The organism is Ruegeria sp. AD5, from assembly GCF_056542345.1.
In genome coordinates this window covers 43,821-60,643 of the sequence record NZ_JBQFZR010000001.1, presented here as the reverse complement: position 1 = coordinate 60,643, position 16,823 = coordinate 43,821, and the positions used below count along the sequence as shown (strand labels likewise).

Genomic DNA, 16,823 nt, shown 5'->3' with positions numbered 1-16,823 from the left:
TGGTACCTTCAACAGCGGCTTGGGTTTTCTTCCGGCACCATGCGGGATAGACCGTTGATATGGTTTTGAAAGTCTCCAGCCTGCAGCAATTCTACAACCACACGTTTGATACGGTTATCGACGTGCGTAGCCCGGCTGAGTTCGCCGAAGACCATATGCCGGGCGCTATCAATCTGCCGGTTCTGAACAATGAAGAACGGGCACGGGTCGGTACTATCTACGTCCAGCAAAGCCCGTTTCTGGCCCGCAAGCTGGGTGCTGCGCTGGTGTTTCGCAACGCGGCAGGCCATATCGAGGATCACCTGAGCCATCATGAGGGCGACTGGAAACCGCTGGTCTATTGCTGGCGTGGCGGGCAGCGATCAGGATCATTTACCTGGATGTTGCAACAAATCGGCTGGCGCGCCGAGGTGGTTGAAGGCGGCTATCGCAGCTATCGCCGACTGGTAAAGCAGTTCCTCTATGATGAAGTGTTGCCATATCGATTAGTCGCGCTGGATGGTTATACCGGGACGGCCAAGACAGACCTGTTGGGCCATCTAAAGGCGCAAGGCGCGCAAGTGCTGGACCTTGAAGGGTTGGCCAATCACCGAGGCTCATTGTTGGGCGAAATGCCGGGTGGGCAACCCAGTCAGAAAGCCTTCGAATCCGCGCTCGCCGCTTCCTTGGGCGAGCTGGATGCAGCGCGTCCGGTGGTTGTTGAAGCAGAATCATCCAAGATCGGAAACCTGATCCTCCCGCCCAGCCTGTGGTCGGCCTTGTGTTCTGCACCTCGCATCCAGATCACAGCACCGATTGCTGCGCGCACCGCGTATCTGGTGTCTGCCTACGATGACATCCTGTCGGATAGCGAACGGCTACGTGATCGATTGTCTCCACTGCGCATTCATCGCGGTCATGAGGTTGTGGATGGTTGGCTGGAATTGATCAATGCCGGCGACAAGCGTGGACTGACACAGGCATTGATGGAACAGCATTACGACCCGGCCTATGCCAAATCGCGTAAGGCGCAGCGTGCCGAAGTGATCGCGCAGATTGAGGCACCGTCACTTGATGATACCGGGCTGTCGGCGACGGTGGCTCGGATTAAGAATGTTCTGCATCAGCTTTGAACACGCAGGCCCGTTGTCGCGTCGATGTAACCAATCAGGGTGGCAGGGTAACCGGCGGCGCGTAGTTCCGAGAATACTTGCTCGGCTTCGTTGGCATCGACGGCCGCCAAGAGACCTCCCGCAGTCTGAGGATCGAATAACAAATCCGCCTTGCCGCCGGTCGGAAGGCCTGGGGCGATGGCACGGTTGTCGGTGTAGATTGTAGATCGAATGCCCTGATCACTGAGCTCTGCCGCACCTTCCAGAGCTGGAATCGCGTCCAAAGACAGCGTTGCCCCGCAGCCTGACGCTTCACATATCCCATGCAAATGACCCGCCAGACCAAAACCGGTGACATCCGTCATCGCATGGGCATTTTTCAGGATGCGGGACGCCTCACCCTGCGGCTGTATCATTTGCGCGAAAGCTGCCACGACCCAGGCGCCTTCCGCCTTGCCCGCCATTTCGGCCGCCATCAAAACACCGCTGCCCAACGGCTTTGTCAGGATCAAAGCGTCATTAGGTTTTGCGCCACCCAGCGTGATCGGTTCAGCATCACAGAGCCCGGTCAGAGTGAACCCGATGGTCATTTCGTCACCCATTGAGCTATGGCCGCCGACGATCTTAGCCCCGGCTTGGTGCACGACGTCGCTGGCAATATGCATGATCTCAGCCATTGTGCGCTGCTGCAACTCAGCTGACATGCGCGGCAGGATGATCGTTGCTGTCGCAGCCTGCGGACGAGCGCCCATTGCCCAGATATCACCAAGCGCGTGGACAGCGGCGATACGCGTCATCAAGGCGGGATCGTTGGTGAAGCTGCGTAAGTGATCCGATGTCATAACCTGTCGCGTGCCACCGGTTAGCAGCACCGCCGCATCGTCACCGGGCAGGGGTGTAATGTCGGGCCTGTCGAGCTGCGGCAACTCCTGCAATGCGGCCTGCAAAGCGCCTCGACCCACCTTTGCACCACACCCGCCGCACATTGGTTTTTCTCCCAACGCCTCTTGCAGCCCTGCTGCGTGATGACGGGGCAATGCGGTGGTGGGCATTTGGGGCAGTTCACGGAACCGGTACATGAACTTCTGATCGATATGGTTTTTCCATTGCCACATGAGCGGCCCGCTGAATGATGTTCCCAATCGCTCGGCCAGTGCGGATTTTCCACCCAGAGAGATGAGTTTCAGGTAATCCTTCTGCGGCACGTAACGCCGCATATTCCCAGACCCTAGCGCGGCGCGCAAATTGTCATACAATATTGGTGCCTCGCGCACTGCGTAGACCCCTGCCTTGGGGCGCGGGTTCTCGGACAGATGGGCGCAATCTCCCGCGGCGAAAATCGCCGGATCGCTGGATTGCAGGGACGCGTTCACTTTGATGAAACCGTCATGCAGCGCGAGGCCGGTATTGGATATCCACTCATAGGGCCGCGCGCCTGCAGCACCGGTGATGAAATCGGCTGGTATCTGGCGACCGTCCGTTAGCTCGATTTCGCCCGCAGAAATCTTCTGGATTGATGTGTTTTCCAGAACTTCGATCCCCAGGTGCGCCATCGCCTGCCGGATGGTGGCGGATGCCTTCGGGACAGTCGCTGTCAGGGCCGTTGCACTGTCGATCAAAGTAACCTGCGCTTCACGTCCTTTGGAACGCAGTGCATGGGCCATCGCCATGACTAGCTCTACTCCCGCAACGCCACCACCGATCACGGCGACCGAGGCGCGGCCCGTCCCTGAAAGATAGCTTTGCCATTGCGCGGCGAAGAGGCCGAGCGGCTTGGCCGGAACGGCATGCTCGGCGAATCCCGGCAATGCTGGCATATCCGAGGTGATCCCGACATTGACCGAGGCCACATCAAACGCCACCGGCGGGCGTCCGGGCACATGGATTTGGCGTGTGTCCGGGTCGATACCTTCAACTGCGCCCAGTATCACCCGCGCACCGGCAAAGCGGGCCAGACGCACCAAATCAATATCAAGCTCCCACCGCTGATAGTGACCAGCGACAAATCCTGGCAACATGCCCGAATAGGGTGCGGTGGGACCGGGGTTTATCACCGTAACCCGCGCGCCGGACAGTGGTTTCATACCCCATTTGCGCAGCAGTAGCGCGTGCGTGTGTCCTCCGCCTATCAGAACCAGATCGCGGGTTAGGGGCAGCAGAGGTTTGTGCATAGGTCTCAGTTCGTACTGTGGTCCGGGACGTCCTCGACCTGTTCGACCGCGTGGGTGGCCCAAAGCTCATCCTCGCCTGCGTCTGGTAGATCACTGGGTTTTTCATGGCGATGAATGTGCCATTTGGCAATGAACAGGGCCGTGATCGGGGCCGTCAGGAACAGAAAGAGCGTGATCAACAACTCGTGCATCGACAGTTTGCCCTCAAGCAAAACCGAATGCGCGATCGAGGCCAGTAGGACGCCGCCCACGCCCAGCGTAGTTGCCTTGGTGGGTGCGTGCAGGCGGGACATGGGGTCTTTCAGCTTGATCATGCCGAATGATCCGACAAAGCCGAAAATGCCCGATACGATCAGGAAGAATGCGATGAGCAGTTCGAAGATAAAGGTCATGCCACGCTCATTCGATGATATTGCCACGCAGCATAAAGCGCGCATAAGCCACGGTTGAGACAAAGCCGAGCATGGCGATGATCATGGCGGATTCAAAGAAGATTTCGGTCTCGATACTCAAGCCGTAAAGGATAAGCAGAGCGATGGTGTTGATCACCATTGTATCTAGGGCCAGAACACGGGTACCGACACCGTCGGCAGTAATGATACGCCACAAGCACATCATGATCGCAGCGCCGAAGCAGGCAAAAGCAAAGTAGATCGCATAGGTGATCATTCGAAAATCTCCTTCAGGCGGCGCTCATAGCGTTGTTTGATCTGGTCGCGCACCTCTTCGGGGTTCGGTGCATCCAGACAATGAACCAGCAGGTAGTGCCCTTGTGCGGACAAATCGCAGCTGACGGTGCCGGGGGTCATGGTGATGGTTCCGGCCAGAACTGTGATGGCCTCGGGCGTGCGCAGTTCCAGCGGGACGCTGACAAAGCTTGGCTGGCGGTCTGCGTCGCGTTTGAACAGGATGATCCGGGCCACCGCGATATTGGCCATCACGATATCCCATAAGACAACCAACATGTATTCCGCCACCATCGGCCAATTGCGCAGTTTCGGGCGATCCGGCCAATAGGGCTGAGTGATAAACGGAATGATGATGCCCAGTAGCAGGCCAAAGACCACCGAGTTCAAAGACCCGGTGTTTGCCAGAAACACCCACACCAGTGTAAGTAGTGCGGTCAGATGGGGATGCGGAAATATACGGTGCAGAAGCTTCATCATTCTTCCCCTCCCAGCACGGCCGAAATGTAATCTTCCGGCGCGAACAGTTGCACGGCCGTGTTGCTGGCATATTGCAGCGCCGGACCTGCAAACAGTGTCAGCAGCACAAGTCCCAGAACCGCCCCGAACACCGAAGTAAAGGCGAGGCCCGGATAGGGCTCGGGCGCGGTTGGTAGGCCGGCTTCTTCGGTTGGCTCAGGCGTCACATTATGTTGGGCGTCGTGACTTTTCCAGAAGATCAGCGTTCCCGCGCGGGCCAGACCCACGATTGTGACGAACGACCCGATCAAGATCACGGCCCAGACCGCATTTGCATCGGGCGCGTCACGTGAGGCGTCCAGTACCAGCAGCTTGCCCACAAAGCCCGATAGTGGCGGCATGCCAGCCATCGCGATGGCGCCGACAAAGAACAGGGCTGAGATCAGACCGGATTGCGGCATCGGCGTCGAAGGGGCTATGGCTCCGCCACGGCGCTCCATTACCATGTCCGCGACAAGGAACAGCAGGGCTGTCGCCAGCGTCGAATGGAAGATATAGTAGAGCGCTGCCGCCGTCGCGGCCTCGCTAAACAACGAGATCGCAATCAGCAATGTGCCCATCGACGCGATGGCGCAAAAGGCCACCATTCGCGCGATATGTTGCGAGCCCAGAATGCCAATAGCGCCAACGGCCAATGTCAGCAGTGCTGCAGGTTGTAGCCAACTACCGACTAGCCCTTCGGTTGCGGCTACATCGGGCCCAAAGACCAGCGTATAGACCCGCAGGATCGAATAAGCACCGACTTTGGTCATGATCGCGAACAGCGCCGCAACGGGCAGCGGCGCATTTGCGTAGCTTGCAGGAAGCCAGAAATGCAGTGGCAACACTGCAGCCTTGATACAGAAAACCAGTAATAGCAAGACTGCTCCAACCCGCAGCAAGGCGGTGTCTTCGGGTGGGATATCGGCCACGCGAACGGCCAGATCAGCCATGTTGAGCGTGCCGGTCACAGCATAAATCGTGCCCAATGCAAACAGGAACAAGGTCGAGCCGAGCAGGTTATAGGCGACGTACTGAACACCGGCCTTCAACCGCACTGCGCCACCTGCATGCGTCATGAGGCCGTAAGAGGCAATCAGCAGGACCTCGAAAAACACAAAGAGGTTGAAGGCGTCGCCGGTCAGAAAAGCACCGCAGACACCCATTAGCTGAAAATGGAGTAGAGCATGGAAGTGTTTGCCTCTCTCATCCCAGCCAGAGCCGATGGCATAAAGGACAACCGGCAGGGCCAGCAGGGCCGTCAACAACACCATCATGGCCGAAAGTTTGTCCAACACCATTACGATGCCGAACGGTGCGGGCCAGTTGCCGAGCTCATAGACCTGAACCTCGCCACCCGATGCCTGGGCGGTAATGGTCAAGGCGATACCCAGCAATCCCACGACGCCGGCGACCGAGAAGATGCGTTGAAGGTCCAAATGATATCGCAACACCATAATGATAAACGGGGCCAGGATCGCGGGCAGGACGATCGGCGCGACGATCCAATGGTTCATGCGTCTTCTCCCGGCGCGTCCACGCTATCGCTTGCGCTCATATCGATATGGTCATCCTTCGAGGACAGATAGGCAGACAGCGAGATCATCACGATCACCGCCGTCATCCCGAATGAGATCACGATGGCCGTCAACACCAGCGCCTGCGGTAGCGGGTCGGTATAGGGGACATCTTCATATTTGTTCAGAACGGCAGGTGCGTTCAGCGCCAGCCGCCCGGTGGCGAATAGGAACACGTTCACCGCATAGGTGATCAGGGACAGGCCCAGAATGACTGGGAATGTACGGCGGCGCAGGATCAGAAATATCCCGGCGGCGGTCATGACGCCGACTGCAGAGGCTACGAGCGCTTCCATCAGGCCTGCTCCTTCTCGTTATCTTCATCCTGAGGGCTATCCCGCAGCGGGTTGATATCCATCGGGAATTCTTGTGCCATTCCCGGCTGCCAGGCGAACCGTGACAAGCTGTCAAGCGCCAGCATCACCGCCCCAAGCACAGCGAGGAACACGCCCGTGTCAAACAGGATGGCGGTGGCCCATTCGAATTCTTCTAGCGGGGGCCAGTGGATATAGCCGAAATCGCTGGTCAGGAACGGGCGTTCATTGAACCATGCGCCCAAACCGGTGGCAGCAGCGATCAATACGCCCCAGCCGATGGTGCCGTGATAATAGAATCTCTGCCGTTCAATCGCCCAGGTATAGCCGCTGGCCATGTACTGCATCAGGAAGGCGATCGCGACGATGAGGCCTGCGATGAAGCCGCCGCCGGGCTGGTTGTGGCCTCGGAAGAAGATATAGGCCCCGACCATTAATGCGATGGGCATCATCACGCGGGTGACGACCACCATCATCAATGGGTGAGAGTCACCCGACTGCGGCCAATGTGGTTTACGGTTTAGCAAGTAACTGCGCACGTTGGTGCTCAGCACTGCTTCGGTCAGGGCGTAGATGATCAGGGCTGCGATGCCCAGCACGATGATCTCGCCAAAGGTATCAAAACCCCGGAAGTCGACGAGGATCACGTTCACGACGTTGGTGCCACCGCCACCTTTGTACGAATTGGCCAGATGGAATTCCGAGATCGTTGGGAAAGCAAAATCCCGCATCATCAGCGCATAGATCAAAGCGCCTGAGCCGATCCCGGCAACCACCGAAATTGCCGCATCACGCCAACGCCGTGCCGCGCTGCTGTCCCAGGGTGTGTCGGTCGGCAGAAAGTTCAGCGACAACAACAGCAGGATCATCGTCACCACTTCGACCGAAATCTGTGTCAGCGCCAGATCGGGGGCAGAAAGGTAGTTGAATGCCATCGAAACGATCAGGCCAACCACCCCGATCAACACCAGTGACAGCAGACGGTTGCGGTGGAACCACATGATCGCCAGCGTCGCACCCACCAGACAGATCCAGCCGATGATCGGGATGACCTGAGCCTCAAGCGGTACGCGTGTTTCAACGCCAATGGTGCCGGTGGTGTAGGCGTAGTAGCCAAGCCCAACGACAAAAGCCACGAAGATGATCGCATACCGGCTGAGCACACCATTATGCAGTTCGTCCGTAATCCAGCGGCTGAGACGGGTCAGCGCGTCGATGATTGCCTCGAAGATCACCTTTGCCTCGGGCCGGGGCAGGGCGTTCCATATCTGGTCGCCGCGTTTGTGCAACGACAGCAGGAACAGGCCTCCCAGCGTCGCGACCACCGACATGTAAAGCGCAGGTGTAAAGCCGTGCCACAGTTTCAGCGAGTAATAAGGCAGCTTCTCGCCCCCGATCACCGCGCTGGAGACAACCGCGACAAGCGGGCCAACGATGGCTGCGGAATAAAGACCGATCAGGACAACCAGCACCACAAGGAACGCCGGCGCCAACCAAAGACCGACAGGCGGGTCATGCGGATGCGCGGGGTAATCGTCCCGCTCGGGCCCAAGGAAGACATGGCTGACAAAGCGAAAGGAGTAGGCCGCTGAAAATAGCGCAGCCAAAAGCGCCAAGCCGGGTACCAAGTAAGGCGAGTTAAGCCAAGTCGTGTGGACTGTCTCTTCCAGCATCATCTCTTTCGAGAGGAAACCATTCAGCGGTGGCAGACCGGCCATCGACAGGGCAGCGATTGTGCCGATAGTAAACGTGATCGGCATCAGATGCCGCAAACCACCCAGCCGTTTGACATCGCGTGTGCCGGTCTCGTGGTCCACGATCCCGGCGGTCATGAACAAGGCCGCCTTGAACGTCGCGTGGTTGATGATGTGGAAGACGGCTGCAACAGCGGCGATCGTCGTGCCAAAGCCCAGTAGCATCGTCACGAGACCCAGATGGGACACCGTCGAAAACGCCAACAGCGCCTTTAGGTCATCCTTGAACAGCGCAATCACGGCACCCAGCAGCATGGTGATCAAACCGGTAGTGGCGACGATGTAGAACCACGCATCCGTACCCGCCAGAACCGGCCACATCCGGGCCATCAGGAACAGGCCTGCCTTCACCATTGTGGCCGAGTGCAGATAGGCCGACACTGGCGTCGGAGCCGCCATCGCGTGCGGCAGCCAGAAATGGAACGGGAATTGCGCCGATTTGGTGAAACAGCCAAGCAAGATCAGGATCAGCGCAGGAAGGTAGTACGGCGAGGACTGGATCAGCTCTTTGTTCTGCAGAATGACACTCAGGTCATAAGATCCCACGATATTGCCGAGGATAAGCATCCCTGCGATCATCGCCAGCCCGCCCGAACCGGTCACGGCCAAAGCCATACGCGCGCCTTGACGACCCTCGGGCAGGTGCTTCCAATAACCAATCAGCAAGAATGAACTGAGCGACGTAAGTTCCCAGAATATTAGCAGAAGCAGGATATTGTCAGACAGAACAATTCCCACCATCGCGCCCTGAAACAGCAGCAGATAGGTATAGAACTGCCCCATCGGATCCTCGCGCGACAAGTAGAATCGTGCGTAGAGGATGATCAGAAGACCGATGCCCAGGATCAGCAGGGCGAACAAAAAACCCAGGCCGTCCAGCATGAAGTTCGCGTTTAGTCCAAGCCCGGGTATCCAGTCGAACCGCGCGGTCACAACATCACCGCGCATGACGCTGGGAATGTGGATCAGCAATCCCATCAACGCGAGGAAGGTGGTCAACCCAGCCGCTGATGCTGCTGCGTTTCGTCCTGCCCGGATCAGGAGGGCCGGAAAGACAGCTCCGAGGAAGGGAAGGGCCGCGATAAGGAATAGGGACAAGTGCGATACTCCGGTCTGTGCGGTCAATATGACTGAATTGCTAGGGATAATTTATTGACTGTTCGGAAATTGCAAGGTTCCGAAAGGTCCTAAAGCGCACATATTGGACGGGATCCACCTGTGTAACTATGACGCGAACTTGATCTGAGGGTTGGATTTCCTGAAAGCGTCGCGAATTGCCATATGATAATACCGATCTGACAATGCAGGAGAGTGCCGCATGGCAGAAGGGAAACGCCGAACCCGCAGATGGGTCCTATTGGGCGGAGGGGCCGCCATTGCAGCGGGTTTCGCAATCCGCGAATACCGGCTGATCCCGCAGGCCTATACTGGTGGTCAGATTGCGGCGGCCACAGCCCATCAACAGGCTCTCGACGGCGCGATCCATCTTATTGATATCCGAACTCCACGCGAATGGCGGGCGACCGGGGTCGCCGAAGCGGCCCATCCGCTCGACATGCGCCGTGAGGATTTCGTGCAGGCCTTGGACCATCTGCTCGGGGGGGACCGATCTGCACCTGTCGCACTGATCTGTGCACGCGGGGTGCGCTCGGCCCGATTAAGCAATCGACTGACCGAGGCTGGATTTACCAATATCATCGACGTGCCCGAGGGCATGCTGGGTTCGGCGGCCGGGCCCGGTTGGGTGCGGGCTGGGTTGCCTGTCAACGCTTATGAAGAGGAAACGGGATGAGTGTCAGACACTGGTTGGCCGCGTGCTTTGTTTTTGCCGGGCAACCCGGCCTTGCGGCTTGTGGCGATACCGAGGGGATGTGCGAAACCGCATCAGGCGGATATCACATCGAACTGCCGAAAGCGGAGAACCCTCCGCTGGTTGTGTTCCTGCACGGCTATGGCGGCAGCGCCACCGGTACGCTCAAGAACCGATCCATGGTCGAGCCACTGCTGGCGCGCGGCTACGCGGTGATGGCACCGGAAGGGTCCGAGAGAAACGGCCGAAAAAGCTGGAACTTCTTTCCCGGTTGGGAAGGTCGGGATGAACCCGCGTTTCTTCGTGAAGTAGTGCAGGACGCTGCCGACCGGTTTGATATCGACCCGGATCGCGTGGTGCTGGGCGGCTTCTCGGCTGGCGCGTTCATGGTTTATTACCTCGCCTGCGCTGCGCCGGATTCATTTTCTGCTTATGTCCCGGTTTCAGGCGGGTTCTGGCGGCCACATCCCGAAAGCTGTGATGGTCCGGTACGCATGTTCCACACCCATGGTTGGACGGACAATGTGGTACCGCTGGAGGGCCGCCTTTTGGGCGGAGGCCGTTTCCACCAGGGCGATATCTTTGCCGGATTGGAAATCTGGCGGGTCGCCAATGAGTGTGCCGATACCAAGCCCAGCGGGTTTTCTACCACGGGCCAGTTTATGCGTCGCAACTGGATGGGATGTGCCGAAGGTAGCGCCTTGGAATTTGCGCTGTTCCCGGGCGGCCATACCGTGCCAAACGGCTGGGCCGATATGATGGTAGACTGGTACGAGGGCCTGCCCGGCGGGTGATCATTCCGCCGGTGTGACCACGCCCTTGCCTTCGATCAATCGCTTCAACTCATCGCGATAGCGCCGGGCCGAGCGCGTAATTGCAGGCTCACTGACATCTTCGCGCATACCAACCATACGGCGCGCGGTGCCTGCCGATACGCCGCTGAGCGCGGACAGTGGGATCGCCAGTGCCAGGCTGATCGCAATCGGGGCCAGCCAGACCGAGACCAGACCGGCGAGGATGCCAACGCTAAGCGCGACGCCGATGATAGTCTCAAGGCTGTGGTACAGGATCAGCGTGCGCAGCCCGTAGCTGCCACCATCGCGCGCTTGCGGGGACCAGCCCTTTTGAATGCCCAACGCGGTGCGGAACACTGCAATCATCTGCTGCACCATAAGTATAGGGGCATAGAGGATCGACAGGATGACTTCGGACAGAAATGAAGTGAAGAATTTTCGCGTTCCGCCGAAATCGGAATAGCGCACACCGCTGAGGGGCAGGGCAGCGACGCCCAAAACCTTGGGCGCCAATAGCATCGCATACATCACCAGAATGATCAGCACATGGCGTGTTTCGGACATTTCTGGCCATTGCGGGAACAGCGGATTGTCCGGGCTGAAGTAATGCAGGACCGAGGCGTCCTTGCCCTGACCGATCAAGGCCCACATCACCAAAAGTGCGAACCATAGCGGCGACATCAGATATCCGACCGCACCGTGGAACATATGGAACCGCGAGACTGCGCGGAAGCCGGTCGAACCCAGCAGTTTCAGGTGCTGCAGGTTGCCCTGACACCAGCGGCGATCGCGCATTGCGTGGTCAATGAGGGTGGGGGGCGTTTCCTCATATGATCCGCGTATGCGCGGCAGAAAGCGCACGGCCCATCCTGCGCGGCGCAGCAATCCGGCCTCGACGAAATCGTGGCTCATGATCAGCTTGTCTTGTCCGTTGAGCGACCGCAACTTGGGCAGACCTGCGCTAGAAGCAAATGCACAGGTGCGAATGATGGCGTTGTGGCCCCAATAATTGCCTTCTTGCCCGCACCAGCGCGCGAGGCCTTCGGCAAAGGCGATACCATAGACGCCGTTGGCAAACTGCTGCATCCGGGCAAAGACCGATTGCGCGCCAATCAGCTGCGGATAGCTTTGGATCAGGCCTGCGCCGGGATCGCGGGCCAAAGCATCGGTCAGGCGCGAGATCGCGCGACCCGTCATCAGGCTGTCGGCATCCAGCACCAACATCGCATCCCAGTCCGCGCCCCAGCGGCTGACCCAATCGGCAATATTACCGACCTTGCGATCCGTATTCTGGGGGCGGCGGCGGTAATAGAGTTCAAGCCCCGGTGCCAGCGTGGTCCGCAACGCCTCAACGCTGGCCTGTTCCTGCGCGGCGATCTCGGGGTCGCGCGTGTCGGATAAAATGAACATGGCATAGTGGTGCTGACCACCGCGTTTCTGCAGGTCTTCCAGCATCGTACGGGCGTTCCCCAGCACGTTCCACGGCACTTCGTTATAGACAGGCGTCAACAGCGCCACGCGCAACGGTTGCGAGCGTCCTTCACGCTTTGGCTGCTCTTGCCGGGACAGCGAGACCATGCCCAGCAGTACGGTGCAGACCGTGAAGGAAATCCAGAAGAAATTGAACGAGATTAGCGTCAGCAGGATACCTTCGACCAGATTGATCCCTTCGGCGCTGAACCAGTCGGACATGACCCAGAGCAGACCCAAAGCCGCCGCCATGGCAGGTGAGAAGACCAGCGCGCGCCAAAACCCGACAGAGGGATTTCGACCCCCGGCAGGTACCTGCGCATCGCGGAATCCCTGCGCAAAGTTCTGGGCCGGCATCGCTAGAGGGGCCTCGGGCGGCATGATATGAAGATCGCGGTTCATATGGTCCAACGGTAAAGCCAGACTTCAGAGGCTGGTTGTTTGTCTTTCAGCAACTGCGCGCGCAGTTCCACGTGGTTGCGTTCGCCTGGTTCGAATGAGAACGCCAGCCGCAACCCGCCCGTGTCTGGGTTACGCTGCAGAACGCCTTCTGAAGTTTCGGCATGGGGCGAGTCGACAAACACCGTGATGGCCTCGGGATCGTCAAGCAGCTCACTGCCTTCGAAATCAATCACAGCCAAACGGCCCTCGCCGAACGTGTTGTCGCCCATCGCGGTGTTGATCACGCGGGCCATAGGGGTGTGCTGCGGTTCCTCGCCCCAGATCAGGCGATAGGACAGATCAATCTGGCTGCCTGCTGCGTAGGGTTCCATCGGGCGCCAATAGGCGACGATGTTGTCATAAATCTCCTGATCCGCTGGGATTTCGACAAGCGTGACAGTGCCTTTACCCCAGTCTTCGCTGGGTTCGACCCACAAGCTTGGGCGTTTGTGATAATTGGCTTCAAGATCCGCATAGTCCGAGAACTTGCGCTTGCGTTGCATCAGGCCAAAGCCGCGGGGGTTTGTGTCGACAAAAGACGAGATCTGCAGGCGAGTCGGGTTCGCAAGCGGGCGCCACAGAACCTCTCCTGCGCCGTTGCGGATCATCAACCCGTCACTGTCGTGCACTGCGGGGCGAAAATCATCGAAACGGCTGTGATTAGTCTGATCGAACAGGAACATAGATGTGCCGGGCGCGATGCCGACATGGGGCAGTTCGGTACGTGGGAACAGGGTGGCTTCAATATCCATCACGCAATCTGAACCGGCGGTAACGTGGAAGCGATAGGCCCCTGTAACGCTTGGGCTGTCCATGAGCGCATGAACGACCATGTTACGTTGATCCGGTTCTGGACGCTCCAACCAGAAACGAATGAATTCGGGGAATTCCTCGCCATCTGGATCGCCGGTCTTCAAGGCGAGCCCTCTGGCCGAAAGGCCATAGACTTCGTGCAAACCGATGGCGCGGAAATAGCTGGCCCCTTGCCAAACGCAGAACTCGTCTGTCTCGCCAGGGCGGTGCATCTCAGTACGCAGGCGTAGACCTGAAAAGCCCAGCGTGTCGTCAATGGGCAGCTCAGGTACGTCTTCAGACTTATCGAACATGGCCAGATCAAAGGCGACCGGCTTGGTCATACCGTCCTCGACGGTCGATACTTTCACTGTGCGTGGAAAATACAGGCCCGGCGTGAAAAAATCGACGTTGAAGGGCGTCTCGGTCTCGTACCACAGCGCGCGATCCAGCCGGAACCGTATTGAACGGTATTGCTGATACGTCAGGTCCTGCCACTCCTGCGGAACCATCTCACGTTCGGCATAATCACGTCTGGCCAGGTCGCGGGCCATTGCGATGACGTCGTCTCGGCTGAACGGGGTCTCTCCACCTGTGGCATATGCCGCTGGGGCGAAGGCCAGAGCGGTTGATGAGGCGAGAAAAGCGCGACGTGTAAAGTTCATTTCTTTGATTTCCAAGGTTGTGACTTGAACCAGGCGGCCAGATAAGCCACGCCGATGATCATGGCAAAGCCAATCATGTTGGCGATGAACACACTGGCAACATCCCGCCCACTCAGGTCCAGTCCGACGCCGATAAGTCGTGCTGCTGCCATAGAAAATACGAACACCGCGAGCGATTGCTGACCCACTTTGGTGATGATGGTCAGCAGGAACTGCCAGACTTTTGCAGCTGCCCCCTGACCAGTCGCGATCAGGCGGTGGCCGTGCTCACCAGCGATAACCCAACCCAAATAGGCAAGTGACAGGAAATGCAGATACCGGAATAGACCAAAGTCGGTCTTATCGCGAAATTCTTTGGTCACTGGCCAGACCTTGCGAATCTCTTCAGCCAGATCAGGGGCTGCTGCATTGATCCAAGTGAATACCTTCCACGAGCCGAACGGCATCGAGAAGATCAAAAACAATGCTGCCGCCCAGATCAGAGTTTTCGACACCGGCGGCGCTGGAATCCAACCTCGCATGAACGCAAAGCCGGTGAAGAACAGCAATTGCCACCCGAATGGGTTGAAGAACCACTGGCGCTCTGACCAGGGCTCGGCCGGCAGGTCAAGGTAGTCGAATTGTGCAACGAGCCAGATCGTGACCGAGGCCATGGCGACCGCCCAGAATCCGATCCGATATAGCCCCATAAACAGGGGCATCATCGCCAGTACCACCAGATACATCGGTAGAATATCGAAGTAGTTCGGCACATAGGTCAGGGTGAACAGTCCGACGATCTGTGACGCCGGATCGTTGAAGAAATGCTGTAGATTGAGAGAGGAGATATAGTTTTTCTCGAACAGCCCACTCTGGTTCAGGGCCGCCATTGTCATCGCGACAAAGAAGAACAGGCAGATATGCGCCCAGTAGACCTGCCAGATGCGAAAGCTCACGCGTGCGGTGCCCATCCACCAGCCTTTGCGCATGAACGCCCCCCCAAAAGCAATTGCCGAAGCCATGCCTGAACAGAATACGAAGATCTCGGTTGCGTCCGAAAAGCCAAAGCGGGCAGGTATCCATTTGGCCCACGGATCGTTCGGAACATGGGCAATCAGGATGATGAACATCGCGATGCCGCGATAGAAATCCAACCGCGGATCGCGCGTAGCGGCGGGGGCGGCGACCTGAGACGCCACCGGAGCAAAATCAGAAGCGGGCGATGCGGTCGCCATACGGTTTCTGTCCTTCTTGGTCTTTTATTGTTGTTATTCGGCGGGGACGCTTTGTGCGTCGCCGCTGTCGCGTGCGGCCTCGATCAATTCTCGGCGGGCGAGGGCGTAATTGTCCTCTCCCCCGGCACGTTTGGCGCGGCGGTCGTCCAGGATGCGCTCGACAGCATCCAGGCGGCCAGCGCGCAGGCCGGAATCAATGGTGATACGCTCGAATACATCACGTTGGGCGTGGCTGCCACCCGCCAGTTGCATCCCACCCCGGGCATTTGAAAGAAAATCAAAGGCTTGGCCGTAAAGGCCTTCTCCAAAGGCCTCAAGCCCCTTGGCGGCGGCAATGCCCGGGTCGGACATGCGGATCGGCGTGTCACCCTGATTGCGCTGGGCGTCATTTTGAATACGCTGCAGCATATTTGCTGTAGCCTCCGAACGATTGTCCCCGGTCAATGCCAGCAAGTAGTGAAGATCGGCGAAGATCAAGCATCCGTCTTCGGTTCGTGCTGCGCTGAGATCGGCCAGTTCTTCCCAGCGGTTGCCAACATCAACGCCCTCAAGCTCTAGCCGGGACAGCAGCGAGGTTGCATTCGAGATATCGCGATAGTCGTCGGTTTTGTCCTGGCGGATGTGATGATCGTAAAGCGCCATAACTTGATCGACTTGCCCCAAATCCAGATGCATCAGCGCCTTGTGCCACCAGACATGATAGCGAAAATTGTTGCAATGCGCCCAAGCGTCCTCACGTCCCGCGAGCCAGTCCAGTCCCAGCTGCGCGTTGCCCGTCATCTCGTGCACGTGCGCTACAGCGTGCAATCCCCAGGCGTCGTCCGATACCATCCATAGGGCCTGACGACCGGCGATTTCGGCTTTCTCGTAGGCGCCGGTTTCCTCCAGCGCGAACGAGTGGCATCCCAGCAAGTATCCACGTCCGGCGTGGTCGGGTTCATACGCTGGCATCACCCGTTCGATCGACCGACGCATCCCCGCCGCATCGCCCAGAACGAAACGCGTCGCATGACTGAGCTTCATGGCCAGAGTATCCGTTGGGTGCGCTCGCAGAATCTCTTCAAATTTCTGAACGGCCTGTGATGGAAGGTCGGCCATATACAAACCAAGCGCCTCGACATATCGCCTTTCCCGGGCTGAAACTGTCTGACGCTCCATCGCTGCATTCGCGGCACTCAGCGCTTCGGCAGCGACCGCGATCATCTCACGCCGGCCCAGCAGAACCATGAACAACCCTTTGACCGCATGGCCCAGCGCAAAGTCCGGCTCAAGCTCCAGCACCTTGCCCAGATGTTGCGGTGTTACAGCGGCATGCGCCATGAACCCAAGGAGAACACCATCCCATGCCTCGACGCTTGCGGGCTGGTTCAGGGTGTTCATCTGTCCAAAGACGTCTTGTTTCATACTCGGATCCAATCTGATTGCGACGTTCTACACTGTTCGATGTAACAGAGTGTGCAGCCGGGTCGTAACAGTATCGACCCTGCTCTCGAATTGGTGAAATCCCGTGTGTGAGAAACGCGAAAAAAACCGCCGATTCAAGGGC

14 protein-coding genes are annotated in these 16,823 nt (G+C 58.3%); 3 read left to right on the top strand and 11 right to left on the bottom strand.

Annotated elements, in window-relative coordinates; all coding sequences use genetic code 11:
- Positions 1–59: 59 nt before the first annotated feature.
- Positions 60–1,112: a tRNA 2-selenouridine(34) synthase MnmH gene (mnmH, locus tag ACR0JG_RS00295; RefSeq protein WP_480567165.1), complete on the top strand. Its 1,053-nt coding sequence runs from the start codon at positions 60–62 to the stop codon at positions 1,110–1,112.
- Here the strand turns inward: mnmH and selD are convergent.
- From selD to ACR0JG_RS00260, 7 genes are read right to left on the bottom strand one after another with little or no spacing between them, the layout of a single operon-like run.
- Positions 1,103–3,262, bottom strand: coding sequence for a selenide, water dikinase SelD (gene selD / locus ACR0JG_RS00290; protein WP_480567164.1), 2,160 nt, complete (start codon positions 3,260–3,262; stop codon positions 1,103–1,105). The genes mnmH and selD overlap by 10 nt on opposite strands.
- Positions 3,263–3,267: 5 nt before the next feature.
- The gene (locus ACR0JG_RS00285; protein ID WP_170401276.1) at positions 3,268–3,654 is read right to left on the bottom strand and encodes a Na+/H+ antiporter subunit G; all 387 of its coding nucleotides are present in this window, start codon (positions 3,652–3,654) and stop codon (positions 3,268–3,270) included.
- Between the two features lie 7 nt (positions 3,655–3,661).
- Complete coding sequence (locus ACR0JG_RS00280) at positions 3,662–3,931, bottom strand: K+/H+ antiporter subunit F (protein WP_170391889.1); 270 nt, start codon at positions 3,929–3,931, stop codon at positions 3,662–3,664.
- Positions 3,928–4,425: a Na+/H+ antiporter subunit E gene (locus tag ACR0JG_RS00275; RefSeq protein ID WP_170392908.1), complete on the bottom strand. Its 498-nt coding sequence runs from the start codon at positions 4,423–4,425 to the stop codon at positions 3,928–3,930. The genes ACR0JG_RS00280 and ACR0JG_RS00275 overlap by 4 nt, the downstream gene beginning before the upstream one ends.
- Positions 4,425–5,963, bottom strand: coding sequence for a monovalent cation/H+ antiporter subunit D (locus ACR0JG_RS00270; protein ID WP_480567163.1), 1,539 nt, complete (start codon positions 5,961–5,963; stop codon positions 4,425–4,427). Before ACR0JG_RS00270 ends, ACR0JG_RS00275 begins: the two co-directional genes overlap by 1 nt.
- Positions 5,960–6,319 (bottom strand): Na+/H+ antiporter subunit C, encoded by a 360-nt coding sequence (locus ACR0JG_RS00265; RefSeq protein ID WP_170391885.1) that lies wholly within the window; start codon positions 6,317–6,319, stop codon positions 5,960–5,962. The genes ACR0JG_RS00270 and ACR0JG_RS00265 overlap by 4 nt, the downstream gene beginning before the upstream one ends.
- Positions 6,319–9,189 (bottom strand): monovalent cation/H+ antiporter subunit A, encoded by a 2,871-nt coding sequence (locus ACR0JG_RS00260; RefSeq protein ID WP_170401275.1) that lies wholly within the window; start codon positions 9,187–9,189, stop codon positions 6,319–6,321. The genes ACR0JG_RS00265 and ACR0JG_RS00260 overlap by 1 nt, the downstream gene beginning before the upstream one ends.
- A gap of 220 nt (positions 9,190–9,409) precedes the next feature.
- Between ACR0JG_RS00260 and ACR0JG_RS00255 the strand changes: the two genes are divergently transcribed.
- Positions 9,410–9,883 (top strand): rhodanese-like domain-containing protein, encoded by a 474-nt coding sequence (locus ACR0JG_RS00255; protein WP_480567162.1) that lies wholly within the window; start codon positions 9,410–9,412, stop codon positions 9,881–9,883.
- Positions 9,880–10,695 carry a PHB depolymerase family esterase gene (locus ACR0JG_RS00250; protein ID WP_170391879.1) on the top strand — a complete coding sequence of 272 codons (816 nt, stop codon included), beginning with the start codon at positions 9,880–9,882 and terminating at the stop codon, positions 10,693–10,695. Before ACR0JG_RS00255 ends, ACR0JG_RS00250 begins: the two co-directional genes overlap by 4 nt.
- Here the strand turns inward: ACR0JG_RS00250 and mdoH are convergent, their stop codons facing one another.
- From mdoH to ACR0JG_RS00230, 4 genes are read right to left on the bottom strand one after another with little or no spacing between them, the layout of a single operon-like run.
- Positions 10,696–12,567: a glucans biosynthesis glucosyltransferase MdoH gene (gene mdoH / locus ACR0JG_RS00245; protein ID WP_480567161.1), complete on the bottom strand. Its 1,872-nt coding sequence runs from the start codon at positions 12,565–12,567 to the stop codon at positions 10,696–10,698. It lies immediately after the preceding gene.
- Positions 12,564–14,063, bottom strand: coding sequence for an OpgD/OpgG family glucan biosynthesis protein (locus ACR0JG_RS00240; RefSeq protein WP_480567160.1), 1,500 nt, complete (start codon positions 14,061–14,063; stop codon positions 12,564–12,566). Before ACR0JG_RS00240 ends, mdoH begins: the two co-directional genes overlap by 4 nt.
- The gene (locus ACR0JG_RS00235; RefSeq protein WP_480567159.1) at positions 14,060–15,277 is read right to left on the bottom strand and encodes an OpgC family protein; all 1,218 of its coding nucleotides are present in this window, start codon (positions 15,275–15,277) and stop codon (positions 14,060–14,062) included. The genes ACR0JG_RS00240 and ACR0JG_RS00235 overlap by 4 nt, the downstream gene beginning before the upstream one ends.
- Before the next feature lie 33 nt (positions 15,278–15,310).
- The gene (locus ACR0JG_RS00230) at positions 15,311–16,681 is read right to left on the bottom strand and encodes a tetratricopeptide repeat protein (RefSeq protein ID WP_480567158.1); all 1,371 of its coding nucleotides are present in this window, start codon (positions 16,679–16,681) and stop codon (positions 15,311–15,313) included.
- Positions 16,682–16,823 lie beyond the last annotated feature (142 nt).

Bases quoted from the DNA above. Each gene is read 5' to 3' on its own strand.
- ACR0JG_RS00255 (WP_480567162.1), top strand. From the start codon at position 9,410: ATGGCAGAAGGGAAACGCCGAACCCGCAGATGGGTCCTATTGGGCGGA.
- selD (WP_480567164.1), bottom strand. From the start codon at position 3,262: ATGCACAAACCTCTGCTGCCCCTAACCCGCGATCTGGTTCTGATAGGC.
- mnmH (WP_480567165.1), top strand. From the start codon at position 60: ATGGTTTTGAAAGTCTCCAGCCTGCAGCAATTCTACAACCACACGTTT.
- ACR0JG_RS00235 (WP_480567159.1), bottom strand. From the start codon at position 15,277: ATGGCGACCGCATCGCCCGCTTCTGATTTTGCTCCGGTGGCGTCTCAG.
- ACR0JG_RS00275 (WP_170392908.1), bottom strand. From the start codon at position 4,425: ATGAAGCTTCTGCACCGTATATTTCCGCATCCCCATCTGACCGCACTA.
- ACR0JG_RS00250 (WP_170391879.1), top strand. From the start codon at position 9,880: ATGAGTGTCAGACACTGGTTGGCCGCGTGCTTTGTTTTTGCCGGGCAA.
- ACR0JG_RS00265 (WP_170391885.1), bottom strand. From the start codon at position 6,319: ATGGAAGCGCTCGTAGCCTCTGCAGTCGGCGTCATGACCGCCGCCGGG.
- ACR0JG_RS00285 (WP_170401276.1), bottom strand. From the start codon at position 3,654: ATGACCTTTATCTTCGAACTGCTCATCGCATTCTTCCTGATCGTATCG.
- ACR0JG_RS00270 (WP_480567163.1), bottom strand. From the start codon at position 5,963: ATGAACCATTGGATCGTCGCGCCGATCGTCCTGCCCGCGATCCTGGCC.
- mdoH (WP_480567161.1), bottom strand. From the start codon at position 12,567: ATGAACCGCGATCTTCATATCATGCCGCCCGAGGCCCCTCTAGCGATG.
- ACR0JG_RS00230 (WP_480567158.1), bottom strand. From the start codon at position 16,681: ATGAAACAAGACGTCTTTGGACAGATGAACACCCTGAACCAGCCCGCA.
- ACR0JG_RS00240 (WP_480567160.1), bottom strand. From the start codon at position 14,063: ATGAACTTTACACGTCGCGCTTTTCTCGCCTCATCAACCGCTCTGGCC.
- ACR0JG_RS00280 (WP_170391889.1), bottom strand. From the start codon at position 3,931: ATGATCACCTATGCGATCTACTTTGCTTTTGCCTGCTTCGGCGCTGCG.